At 54.4% G+C, this 11685-nt stretch carries 10 protein-coding genes; 5 read left to right on the plus strand and 5 right to left on the minus strand.

The features are described 5' to 3' along the window. Positions 1 to 397 precede the first annotated feature (397 nt). From ACLPGZ_RS05905 to ACLPGZ_RS05915, 3 genes are all read left to right on the plus strand, one after another. Positions 398 to 1774: an 8-oxoguanine deaminase gene (locus tag ACLPGZ_RS05905; protein WP_060185046.1), complete on the plus strand. Its 1377-nt coding sequence runs from the start codon at positions 398 to 400 to the stop codon at positions 1772 to 1774. 55 nt (positions 1775 to 1829) lie between these two features. Further along, positions 1830 to 3362 (plus strand): nucleobase:cation symporter-2 family protein, encoded by a 1533-nt coding sequence (locus ACLPGZ_RS05910; protein WP_115633641.1) that lies wholly within the window; start codon positions 1830 to 1832, stop codon positions 3360 to 3362. 192 nt (positions 3363 to 3554) lie between these two features. After that, positions 3555 to 4004, plus strand: a complete 450-nt coding sequence (locus ACLPGZ_RS05915) for an Hsp20/alpha crystallin family protein (RefSeq protein ID WP_035273170.1) — start codon at positions 3555 to 3557, stop codon at positions 4002 to 4004. 58 nt (positions 4005 to 4062) lie between these two features. On the opposite strand, the gene ACLPGZ_RS05920 is transcribed toward ACLPGZ_RS05915, so the two are convergent. From ACLPGZ_RS05920 to ACLPGZ_RS05940, 5 genes are all read right to left on the minus strand, one after another. Beyond that, entirely contained in the window at positions 4063 to 5103 is a 1041-nt protein-coding gene (locus tag ACLPGZ_RS05920; RefSeq protein ID WP_429641057.1) for a methyltransferase, read from the minus strand. Between the two features lie 123 nt (positions 5104 to 5226). Beyond that, positions 5227 to 6285, minus strand: coding sequence for a M20 metallopeptidase family protein (locus ACLPGZ_RS05925; RefSeq protein ID WP_429641103.1), 1059 nt, complete (start codon positions 6283 to 6285; stop codon positions 5227 to 5229). A 9-nt stretch (positions 6286 to 6294) separates the two neighbouring features. Next, complete coding sequence (locus ACLPGZ_RS05930; RefSeq protein WP_429641058.1) at positions 6295 to 6552, minus strand: hypothetical protein; 258 nt, start codon at positions 6550 to 6552, stop codon at positions 6295 to 6297. Between the two features lie 330 nt (positions 6553 to 6882). Continuing rightward, positions 6883 to 8199 (minus strand): M20 metallopeptidase family protein, encoded by a 1317-nt coding sequence (locus ACLPGZ_RS05935; RefSeq protein WP_429641059.1) that lies wholly within the window; start codon positions 8197 to 8199, stop codon positions 6883 to 6885. 83 nt (positions 8200 to 8282) lie between these two features. Beyond that, entirely contained in the window at positions 8283 to 9050 is a 768-nt protein-coding gene (locus tag ACLPGZ_RS05940; protein WP_429641060.1) for an AraC family transcriptional regulator, read from the minus strand. A 98-nt stretch (positions 9051 to 9148) separates the two neighbouring features. Between ACLPGZ_RS05940 and ACLPGZ_RS05945 the strand changes: the two genes are divergently transcribed. Both ACLPGZ_RS05945 and ACLPGZ_RS05950 read left to right on the plus strand, forming a co-directional pair. After that, positions 9149 to 10273 carry an MFS transporter gene (locus ACLPGZ_RS05945; protein WP_429641061.1) on the plus strand — a complete coding sequence of 375 codons (1125 nt, stop codon included), beginning with the start codon at positions 9149 to 9151 and terminating at the stop codon, positions 10271 to 10273. Positions 10274 to 10443: 170 nt separating this feature from the next. Beyond that, the gene (locus ACLPGZ_RS05950) at positions 10444 to 11682 is read left to right on the plus strand and encodes an MFS transporter (protein WP_429641062.1); all 1239 of its coding nucleotides are present in this window, start codon (positions 10444 to 10446) and stop codon (positions 11680 to 11682) included. Positions 11683 to 11685 lie beyond the last annotated feature (3 nt).

Consider the following 11685-nt stretch of genomic DNA (forward strand, 5'->3'; position numbering starts at 1 on the left):
CGACACAATTAACACGACTGAACAGGCACGGTCAAAATGTTTGGATATGCGGGTTTATATGTTTTTTTATGCCAATAAATAAATTCCTAAGCGAGTCAATGATTTAGGCTTTAAGTGATTAAAGGACAATAGTCCCAGGTTTTTGTCCAGAGGATAAATCCTGATTTTGAGCAAATTTTTTATGTCCCGGAATACCGTAAAAAAACGGGCTGATCTCTATACGACAAACCTTATAGAAGGCATAAGAGTTCATGAATGCCCTAGCAGGACTCAAGGCTTGGAGCGAAAAAGGGTACAGCTAAGCCCAGGCTCCAAATAACCCTTATCACAGCAGGTATATAGGTCGGCTAGTCGAACTGACAACAATAAAAAGCAATAAAACGCAGGAGACACAATAATGACTAGCCGTTCCCCGATCCTGTGGATTCGCAATCCACTGGCCTGTTCAGATGCACAAGCTGCCGGTGGCGTACTGGTGCAAGATAGCCGCATTATCGAAAAAGTGGCCGCCGGTCAGCAGCCCAAGCAGGCTTACGACCAAAGCTGGGATGCCTCCCGGCACGTTTTGCTGCCCGGTTTGGTGAATACGCATCATCACTTTTACCAAACCCTGACACGGGCCTATACCCCAGCGCTGAACAAACCCTTGTTCCCCTGGCTGACCACCTTGTATGACGTGTGGGCCGGGCTGGACGACGAGCAAATGCAGGTGGCCAGCGAGCTGGCCATGGTGGAACTGTTGCAGTCGGGCTGTACGACGGTGGCCGATCACCACTATGTGTTTTCGGGCGCCTTGCAACATGCCATTGATTGCCAGGCTGAAACCGCTCAACGCCTGGGTGTACGCGCCGCATTGACCCGTGGTTCCATGAGTGTGGGTCGGGATCAGGGAGGCTTGCCCCCGCAAAACGTCGTACAGGACGAGCAAACCATTCTGGACGACAGCCTGCGCCTGATTCGTCAATATCACCAACGCGAGGATGGGGCGATGATCACGCTGGCCCTGGCTCCGTGTTCGCCTTTCTCTGTCAGCCGCGAGTTGATGAGCGAAAGCGCCAAGCTGGCTGAACGCGAGGACGTACGCCTGCATACGCATCTGGCTGAAACAGACGACGAAACTGCCTACTGCGAGCGCCTCTTTGGTATGCGTCCACTGGACTATTTGGATCAGCAGGGCTGGTTAAGCAATCGCACCTGGCTGGCACACGGCATTCACTTCAACGACGAAGAAATCCAGCGTCTGGGCCGGGCAGGCACAGGTATTGCCCATTGTCCCTCGTCCAATATGGTCTTGGGCAGCGGCCTGTGCCGCACCATCGAGCTGGAAGCCGCTGGTGCACCCGTGGGGCTGGCCGTAGATGGCTCGGCCTCCAATGATCACTCCAATCTGGCTCAAGAGATGCGACAGGCACTCTTGCTGGGCAGGCTGCGCTACGAGCCGGGCCAGGTTACCCATCAAGCCGTTATCCGTTGGGCGACTCAAGGCTCGGCCCGTTGTTTGGGACGCGAGGACATCGGTGGCCTGAACGTCGGGCAGCAGGCCGATCTGGCCTTGTTCACCCTGGATGAATTGCGCTTTTCCGGCGCTGAGAACCCCTTGGCGGCCTTGCTGCTCTGCGGCGCAGACCGGGCCGACCGCGTGATGGTCGCCGGCCAGTGGCGTGTGATTGACGGCCAACCCTGCGGCATTGATTTGCAAGACCTGATGCAACGCCATCAAGCCGCTGCGCGTCGTTTGCGCGACAAGGTGCTGGATACCGTAGCGACAGCTTGAGTTCGGTAGTGACAGGGCCTCTAGAGCCCTGCCTATTTATTTTCGGAGACAAACAATGACAACACCTGCTAGGGCGACGGATGCAGCGACTGCGCAGCGCCCCGAAGACGAGAATCTGGGCCTGGGCGCGAATCTTGCCTACGGTTTTCAACACGTATTGACCATGTATGGCGGCATTATTGCCGTACCTCTGATCATTGGCGAGGCCGCTGGCCTGCCTGCCAATGAAACCGGCTTGCTGATTACCGCCTGCTTGTTCATGGGCGGCCTGGCGACCTTGCTGCAAACGCTGGGCGTGCCGTTTTTTGGCTGCCGTCTGCCGCTGGTTCAAGGGGTATCATTTTCTGGCGTAGCCACCATGATCGCCATTTTGGGTACGGGCGGCGGTTTGCCAGCGGTATTCGGCGCAGTCATTGTCGCGTCCCTGCTTGGGCTGCTGATTACGCCGGTCTTTTCACGGGTGATCCGGTTCTTCCCGCCTTTAGTCACGGGCTGCGTGATTACGACTATTGGTCTGACCTTGATGCCAGTGGCCGCATTCTGGGCCATGGGCGGTAATCCTTCCGCACCGGACTTTGGCAGCGTAGGTAATATTTCCCTGGCCGCCATGACCTTGCTGATCGTGCTCTTGCTCAGCAAGCTGGGCAGCGCCACGATCTCCCGCCTGTCTATCTTGCTGGCCATTATTATCGGCACCGTCATTGCCGTCGCCATGGGCCATGCAGATTTCTCTGCCGTCAGCGAAGGCGAGGTCTTTGCCTTGCCCAGCCTGTTCCACTTTGGCATGCCCACTTTCCAGACTGCCGCGATTATCTCCATGTTCATTGTGATCATCGTGACGCTGGTGGAGACTTCGGCCGACATTCTGGCCGTGGGCGACATTATCGAAACCAAAGTGGATGCTCGTCGTCTGGGTGATGGCCTGCGTGCCGATATGCTCTCCAGCCTGATCGCCCCTGTATTTGGCTCTTTCACACAAAGTGCCTTTGCCCAGAACGTCGGTCTGGTGGCGGTCACCGGCGTGAAAAGCCGTTACGTCGTAGCCTTTGGTGGCCTGATTCTGATCGCACTGGGCTTGCTGCCCATCATGGGCCGTCTGGTTGCCGCTGTCCCACCCGCGGTACTGGGTGGCGCGGGTATGGTCCTGTTTGGCACCGTCGCGGCCAGCGGTATCCGTACGCTGGCCAAGGTGAACTACGAAAACAATATGAACCTGATCATCGTCGCCACCGCTATCGGCGCCGGCATGATTCCTATCGTGGCTCCCAAGTTCTACGAGCACTTCCCAACCTGGTTTGCGACGATTTTCCACTCCGGCATCAGCTCGGCAGCCCTGGTGGCGATTGTGCTGAACCTGCTGTTCAACCATTTCACCCTGGGCAATCCGGATCAGCCCTCTGTGTTTGCTGCGGGTGGAGGCCGCTATCTGCGGGTCTCGGACGTGGCCAATCTGAACGAAGGGGACTATGTTGAAAACGGCAAGGTCATGGACAAGGACGGCAAGGAGATCCCGATTATTGCTGATGAGCACCCCGCACCGGAACAGTCCCCTGTGCTGCACACGAAACCGAGTTTAAGCAGTACCTGAACAAGTAGAAACACTGCTAAAAGAACATAAGATCGTACCTTTGGCCGCCTTGTCTCTTTAGGGAGCAAGGCGGTTTTTTTTTAGCTAAGCACTTGAAATATCGGGAACTAGCCTCATCTCCTTTTATGTAGGCGACCGAGCCCACGCCTTCCATTGCAGCAGGGCTCAGCAAAGGAAAAATGGAGATCAAGCATGGCAAATAATTTGACACGTTTTAATCCCTTTGGTGATCTGGCAGGCCTGGACACGTGGCGAGATATTGAAGACATCTTCCGACGCGTTCCTGTTGTCGGCTCCCTGGCCGGAAATACACCGCCCGCCATTCGTCTGGATGTCAGCGAGAGCGAAGAGGCCTATCAAGTCAGCGCGGAAGTGCCAGGTATCAACAAGGAAGACGTGCATGTCAGCGTTGAAGGCAATGTGGTTTCTATCCGAGTGGAAAGCCGTCGGACTCAGGAAGAAAAGGACGGCGATACGGTCTTGCGCAGTGAACGCTATTACGGGGTGCAGACACGTCGTTTCAGCCTGGCTCAGGACATTGATGAAGCCCAGGCAAGCGCAAAATGTGAAAACGGCGTTCTGGAGTTGATTCTGCCCAAGAAAAAGAGTGGGGCAGGGGCCAAGAAGCTGGAAATCCGCTAAAAAGCATGCTCGAAGAAAACCGCGCCTACAAGGCGCGGTTTTCTTTCAGGCGCGGGAACTATTTGTGTCCCACTTCCAGAATGGAACACAAGCCCGCTGTGGGGATACGGCGTATCAAGCGCAAACCAGCCTGCTCAAATAAAGCTTCAAATTCCGCCAGGGTTCGTTCACGGCTGTCTTCCAGCACACACATGGTGATCAGATCCAGCAATTTACCGCCATCTGGCTGATTATTCGGCTCGATGACGCTTTCCAGAATCAGAATGCGACCATTTTCAGACATACCGCGTTTGCAGTTACGCAAGATGGTGATGCCTTGCTCATCGCTCCAGTCATGAATGATCATCTGCAGAAGATAAATATCGCCGGCTGGGCAGCTCTCGAAGAAATCGCCGCTGACCAGTTTCCAGCGTTCAGGCTGATTCAAGTTTGGAAGCACCGAATTATCCAGTACCTGGGCCTGATCGAACAAAATCCCATAGGCGCTGGGGTTCTGTTGCAGAATCAATAGCAGTAAACCACCAATACCACCGCCCACATCCACCACCGTAGCGCCTTCTGGAACATCGATCTGTTCGATCAGCAGATGATTAGAGGCCATGGACAGCCCGGCGACACCTTGATGGAAAACATCATGAATGGCCTTGTCCTCCCAGTGTTCAAAAAAACCATGTCCAAAGCGCTCGCGGAAAATGGGGGTGCCGGCCGCCGCCTTGGCCAGATCTCCGGCGCAGTGCAAAAATGCGGCGTCTGTCAGCATCAGGGCCGCATCTTTCAGCCGGGTAGGGCAGTCAGACAGCATTTGCTTACCCAGTTCGTCCAACTGATAGGTATCTACCGGCTGTTCCCTAAAGACTCGATTGGCACACAAGACACGCAAGATACGCTGTAAATGAATGCCTTGGGTATGGGTCAAGCGAGCCAGCTCGTCAATCGTCTTGGACCCGTTTCTCAGATGATCGGCCAGCCCTAACTGGGCAGCAGCCCGTACCGAGGTTGAAATGGAATACGCCATGATCAGATTGAGCAACTCAACCCCACTATCTTGCCCCTGGCTTAAATCTTGGCTGCGTTCGGAAGTATCAGAAAATTTTGTCATCTCCATCCCTTTAAAAAAAGGCCGATCACCATGAAAGCGAATCGGCCTTTGAGGAAACGAAATTAATTCATCAGAACAAGTCACTAATATGCACTTGTTCTGAATCAGGAAATGAAAAAGAAATTAAGGGTTATTGTTCTGGATCATATAAGTCAAAGAGCTTGCCAATAATGCACGGGTTCCAATTTTCAATGAATTCTCGTCAATCAGGAATTCGGGTGAATGATTTGCCGCTCCAGGTTTATCGGCATACGGCGTAGCGTTAAGACGCCAAAAAACCAGAGGGATGTCATTGGCAAAAACACCTACATCCTCAGACGCCATAGCTGGAGATGTTTCGCGTACTCCGGCACCGTCAGCGGCTAGCTCGAAGGCAGGTAACAGCATCGCCGTCGTAGCAGGATCACTGATGGTAATGGGATACCCGCTGTTGATCTTCACTGTCGCGCTGACATCGTGGTTGGCCGCAATGTTCTCGGCATAGCGCTTGACCAGATCCTTGGCGATAAGCTGGTTGCTGGGTGAGTAGGAGCGGATAGTACCTTCAAGAACCGCGGTATCTGGCAAGACATTGCCTTTAAAGCCGCTTTGCAGCTTGCCTACAGAAACAACGGTTGTACCGGTACCCGGATTGGTACGCTGCGCAATGATGTTATTTAAAGAAACCACAATTTCGGCTGCAGCCGTCAAAGGCGAGGTGGCTCTCCAAGGAGCGGAACCATGTCCCCCTTCACCTTGCAAAGAGATATTGAAACCATCGCCGCTAGCCAGCATGACTCCTTCGCGGTAGCCAATCTCCTTGGAGGGAAAACCGGCACCGATATGCTGGGCCATGATCACATCCGCCTTGGGCGACTCCATGACACCTGCATCCATCATGACGCGCGCACCTGTGGGCCCTCCAGGTGTCGGATTGCCTTCCTCGGCGGGTTGAAAGATCAGGACAATCGTGCCGGGTAAATCGGCACGTATGTCGGACAACACCTGGGCAGCCCCCAATAGCATGGCCATGTGAGTATCGTGACCGCAGGCATGAGAAATGGGAACATCCTGGCCTTGCCATGACCCTCTGGCAGTGGACTTGAAGGGTAGATCGTTGATTTCTTCGACTGGCAAGGCATCCATATCCGCCCGCAAGGCGACGACCGGACCGGGCTGTCCACCCGTCAATACGGCCTTAATGCCTGCTGTCTAACCCACTCCGGTCTGAATGACATAGCCAGGCATGGTGTCCAGTGCTGCCTTGATGTAGGCGGCCGTGTTGTGTTCCTGAAAGGACAACTCGGGATTCTGGTGAAGATGGCGGCGCCAGCTGATGATCTGCGGCTCCAGCAAATCTGCTTTCTGCAAAGCCTGATCAATCAGAGTGGGGGTAGTGGGCTGAGCGATGGCAAGACCTGAAACGAAACAACTGACAGCAAGCAAACCTAAGCGAAATGGATGCGTCATAAGGCTTCTTCCTTTCATGGTTAAAGGTCTGCCGATAATAGCACCTCTATAAAAAATTTAATTTCAAGAAAAAATAAAACAGGAAAATAAATAAATTTTATTTTTAATGGTTAATTGCCTAATTTAAAACAAGAATCCCGTAAAATGGATTTATTCCAAAAAAGAATTCATTAACAATCAAAAAAAAATGAAATCGTGTTCAGATTTCAAGAATGATTTCGCTATGCTCCAGCAAGAAAAAGCCGGCCACTGCAACAGTGAGCCGGTTTTTTTGGGCAACGTATCGGAGCAGGATGGGCAAGGCATGCCCATCTCAAGCCCCAAAAGCCATCAAGGTTTCTTGTTGTCGATCATGTAGGTCAGCGAGCTGGCCACCAAGGCACGCGTACCGATACGCAGTGCTTTCTCGTCAATCATGAACTCGGGTGAATGGTTGGGAGCGCCAGGCTTGTCCGCATAAGGCGAGGCATTCAAGCGCCAGAACACCAGCGGAATGTTCTTGGAGAAGGCCCCAAAGTCTTCCGAACCCATGCCTGGCGGCACTTCCTTGGCACCTACACCATCAGTAGCCTGATTCAGGGCAGGGCTGACAAGCTGAGTCACCGCAGGATCGCTGATCAGAACTTCATAACCTGTATCGATTTTCACCGTGGATTTCAAACCATGGCTATTGGCAATGTTCTGCGCATAAAGCTTGATCAAATCATGGGCCGTGGCTTGGTTCATCTTGGACAAGGAGCGGACCGTGCCGGAAATATGAGCACTTTCAGGCAGCACGTTAGGGCGATTGCCGCTTTGCAAGGCCCCCACAGTGACGACAGCCGTCCCATCCAGAGGGTTGGTGCGCTGAGCGATGATGTTATTCAAGGCTGTTACGGTTTCCGCCGCGGCGACTACGGGGGAACTAGCACTCCAGGGAGAAGAGCCATGACCGCCTTTGCCGTCCAGCGTAATGGTAAACACATCACCACTGGCCATAATGCTGCCCTGACGATAGCCAATGCTACCTGCCGGAAAGGCCGGACCAATATGTTGACCCATGATCACATCCACCTTGGGCTTGTCCAGCACTCCTTCTTTCATCATGGCGTTGGCGCCGCTAAGCGGCGTACTAGGGCCTTGCTCCTCGGCAGGCTGGAACAACAGGACCACTGTGCCCGGCAACTGGTCACGCATATCGGAAAAGACTTTTGCCGCTCCCAGCAACATGGCGACATGGGTGTCATGGCCGCAAGCATGGGATACAGGCACCTCTTTGCCTTGCCATTGCCCCTTGGCGGTGGACTTGAAAGGCAAGTCATTCCGTTCCAGCACAGGCAGGGCATCCATATCTGCCCGCAAGGCGACAACCGGGCCCGGCTTGCCGCCTTTCAAAACGGCCTTGATCCCGGTTTGAGCAATGCCGGTTTGAATTTCATAACCGGGCATGGTCTCCAGAGCGGCCTTGATATAGGCCGCTGTATTGTGTTCCTGATAGGACAACTCCGGATTCTGGTGAATATGGCGGCGCCATTCGATGACTTGCTGTTCAAGGGCATCCGCTTTGCTCAAGGCTTGATCTACAAGACTCGAACTGGCTTGAGCCATGGCGGTGCCAGCCATCAAACAACTAGCCGCAAGCAGACTCAGGCGAAATGAAAATGTCATTGTGCTCCTCTCTCTTTTTGTAGTCGTAGAGGGCCGATCATAGTGCCTAAACAATCAGTATCCAAAGTAGTGTTTATCCTGCCTTATGTAACCGGCTGTCTGGCGTAGTGGCTTGGCGTCTCTCCCATCTGATCCTTGAAGAAAGCTATAAAGGCACTGTCGCTGGCAAACCCAAGATCAAACGCAATCTTGGTCACGGCATCACCCGTAGACAACTGCTCAATGGATTTGAGCAGCCGCCATTGCTGTCGCCACTGCTGATAACTCATGCCAGTGTCACGCTTGAACAAGCGGCTGATCGTCTTTTCTCCTGCCCCCAGATATTCCGCCAGCACATGCAAGGCGGGCGGCAAAGTATCGATAGGTATGCGCTTTAAGCGCGTATCTTGCGGCAAGGGCAAAAACAGGGCTTGATCCGGCGCACGGTGCAGCTCATTCAATAGAAGTTGCATCATATGCAGGCCGGGAGGCCGGTCCCAATCCTCATCCAGATCCGCCTTGGCTATGCGGTCCAGCACGGCTGTCAACAGATCATTCGCTGCCAGAATCTGCACCTGTTCGGGCAGGCCCGGGTAATGCTCCGGGTCCAGATAGACAGAGCGGTACTCCACCTGTTCGCTCATGCGGGCCTGATGTGGAAGCAAGGCTGGAATCCAGATCAAACGCCCCGGTGGCAGCAAGCACAGTTGCTGATCCAGCGTTACGCTGATGCAGCCACTACGGGTGTACAAAATCTGCCCCCAAGGATGTTGGTGCAGACCGGAGTCGTGTTGCGCCAGTTGCGCCGCAATACCCAGGGCATGACGTCCCGTCAGATCCGGAAAAGGATCATTAGCATCTAAAAAAGGCATGATTGTCCGATTTCATGGGTTTTTTATCAGAATACTTGTAATAGAAAAATCCAGCCAGACTTACGCTGATTCTTTTTTCCCAATTCAGTGTGGTTTGCATGTCTCGTTTCCTATTCTTGATGATCGCCTTGATCATGTTTCCGCAGGTGGTGGAAACCGCCTATAGCCCGGCTTTACCCCTGATCGCCGACAGTTACTCCGTGTCGGCCAGCCGCGCCGGGCAGACCTTATCGGTCTACTTCATAGCCTTTGCCGCAGGCGTGCTGTTCTGGGGCTGGCTATGCGACAAGGCCGGGCGTCGGCCCGCTGTTCTGGCCGGTTTGACGGTTTATGGTCTGGGCTGCCTGCTGGCTGTGTTCAGCCCCAGCTTCGGTGTTTTGCTGGCTGCCCGCATGATCAGTGCATTTGGAGCGGCGGTCGGCTCGATCGGTGTACAAACCATGTTGCGCGATCGCTACCAGGCAGAAGATCTGGCCAGGATCTTTGGCACCATAGGTGCCGCTCTGGCATTAAGCCCCTTGTTAGGTCTGGCAATGGGCGTCGCTCTGACAACAAGCGCAAATCTCATGCCCGTCTTTCTGGGACTGTTCGTGTTGGCCTTGATCTTGTTTGCCGCTTGCCTGTTTCAGCTTCCTGAAACCCGCCCGCTTCAACACAACCAGGCCAGCATGGTGAATGTGCTGTTCCGCTTGCTGCGTGACCCGGCAATTTGGCAGTCCGCCATGCTGGTGGCTCTGTTCAACGTCACGATTTTTTCCTTTTACCAATGGGCACCATTCCTGCTGGAAGGCCTGGGCTCCGATAACCGTCCCATGATGGTGGCCGGCCTTTTACTGGCTGCCGGAACCTTTATGGGCGCTTTTCTGAATCGCCGCTGGCTGACGGCAGGACACCGTGCCCGGCATTTGGTGTGGCGGGGGATTTCGATTTTGGCCGTGGCGGCTACCGGCCTGGAGTTGGCGGGAACACATCTGATTTTCCTGCTGCCGGCCATGTTGCTGGCATTGGCCTACGCCATCGCCATCCCCAATCTTTTGTCGGCTGCCTTGCAGGACTATCGCTCGGTGGCAGGGAAGGCAGGTGCTGTCTTTGGCCTGATGTACAGCCTGTTGCTAGGCATCGGTTTGGCCTTGTCGGCCTGGTGGGGAAATCTGGCTGACGTGACTGTTGTTTGTGCTGTGCTGGCCGCTATTTGTCTGGCCTTGCCCCTGAAAAAGGCTTGAGAAAAACCCTGATACACCATTCGTAAGCCGCCTCATCATAGGGTATATACTAATACATATGTATTGACATGGATTAAGCCAAATCACCATAATCCTTCATGCTTAAAGCAATTGAAGAGTGTGCCTGACAAACACTCAGCTTGAACATTTATCCAAAAGGAGAGGATGACATGGTGGAACAGGGGGTTATGGGCAATCCGCTCGACAAGGCCAAGCCACGCGGCACAGTGGCCTTGCTCATGCTGTTGATGGCCGTGATGGGCGAAATGTGCCTGGCGGCCGACTTTTACGGCTTTGCAGCTGTTATCAAAATTGTCTCGGCAGACCTGTCACTGAGCCCCGCGCAAGCCGGGCTGGTGCAGGGTGCTTTCGGTGTCTCGTTTGCACTGGGCATGTTGTTCTGGGCACCACGTGGTCGCTCCATGAGCTCGGCCCGTTTGTACCTGATTGGCTTGGGTGGCAGCGGCTTGCTGATGCTGCTGCAGACTCAGGCACAGGATTTCACGCAGCTATTTTTACTGCGTCTGGTTGTGGGCTTTTTTGACTCTGCAGTCTGGGTCGGGTCCATGAAAATCGTCATGCAGTGGTTTGCGCCACGCCGCCAGGGTCTGGTGCTGAGCATTATTCTGGCCGCCTATTCGCTGGCCATTACCCTGGACTTTGCCTTGGGTTTGCCTTACGCCATGGCCCATGGCTGGCGTGCTTTCTTCCTGGTCCTGGGCGGGCTGACCTTAAGTGCCTGTTTAATCACGCAGCTGGTGGTACGCGCCGGTCCTTATCAAGATCCACACGACAAGATCAAAACCGATGCCGGTGTGTTGCGCTCCATCGCCGCACGCCCCTGGATATGGGTAGGCATTCTGGCCATTTTTGGGGCTTTGTTCTCGGTTGCGGCAACCGCGACCTGGCTGATTCCAGCGCTGATTGATGTGCAGAAAATGGCCCCCGAACAGGCTCCCTTGTTCGGCACCATCATGGGCTTGTCCCAAGTCTTCTTCCTGATTCTGGGCGGTTATGTCAGCGATCGCTTCACCCGTGTTGGGGTAATGCGTGTGGGCATGTGGTTGACCATTCTGGCAGCCAGCGCCTGTGTTCTGGTTGCCTGGCAGGCATTGCCCTACAGCGGCCTGCTGATCGTGGCCATTCTTTGCGGCGTAGGGGTCTTTCATGGTGGCGCCATTTTCAGCTACGTGGGGGAGCGCTATGGCGTGAACCTGGGCCCTAGCGCTGCTGGCTATGCCGAAATGGGCGGTGTGTTCGCCACCTTTGTCGCGCCGTCCCTGCTGGGCCTCTTGCTGAGCCTGACTGGTTCCTACATCTGGGCCTTTGGCAGCTTCCTGGTGGTGGAAGTGCTGGTTTTCATCGGTTTCCTCCTATTGAATCGCTTGCCTTCGGCGCAGGCGGAATAAGCA

It is taken from the genome of Alcaligenes sp. Me129, assembly GCF_050487245.1.
In the GTDB taxonomy this organism is placed as follows: domain Bacteria; phylum Pseudomonadota; class Gammaproteobacteria; order Burkholderiales; family Burkholderiaceae_B; genus Alcaligenes; species Alcaligenes phenolicus.

Coding starts and splice junctions, on each gene's coding strand:
- ACLPGZ_RS05920 (WP_429641057.1), bottom strand. CDS start 5,103: ATGACAAAATTTTCTGATACTTCCGAACGCAGCCAAGATTTAAGCCAG.
- ACLPGZ_RS05915 (WP_035273170.1), top strand. CDS start 3,555: ATGGCAAATAATTTGACACGTTTTAATCCCTTTGGTGATCTGGCAGGC.
- ACLPGZ_RS05935 (WP_429641059.1), bottom strand. CDS start 8,199: ATGACATTTTCATTTCGCCTGAGTCTGCTTGCGGCTAGTTGTTTGATG.
- ACLPGZ_RS05940 (WP_429641060.1), bottom strand. CDS start 9,050: ATGCCTTTTTTAGATGCTAATGATCCTTTTCCGGATCTGACGGGACGT.
- ACLPGZ_RS05905 (WP_060185046.1), top strand. CDS start 398: ATGACTAGCCGTTCCCCGATCCTGTGGATTCGCAATCCACTGGCCTGT.
- ACLPGZ_RS05910 (WP_115633641.1), top strand. CDS start 1,830: ATGACAACACCTGCTAGGGCGACGGATGCAGCGACTGCGCAGCGCCCC.
- ACLPGZ_RS05930 (WP_429641058.1), bottom strand. CDS start 6,552: ATGACGCATCCATTTCGCTTAGGTTTGCTTGCTGTCAGTTGTTTCGTT.
- ACLPGZ_RS05945 (WP_429641061.1), top strand. CDS start 9,149: ATGTCTCGTTTCCTATTCTTGATGATCGCCTTGATCATGTTTCCGCAG.
- ACLPGZ_RS05950 (WP_429641062.1), top strand. CDS start 10,444: ATGGTGGAACAGGGGGTTATGGGCAATCCGCTCGACAAGGCCAAGCCA.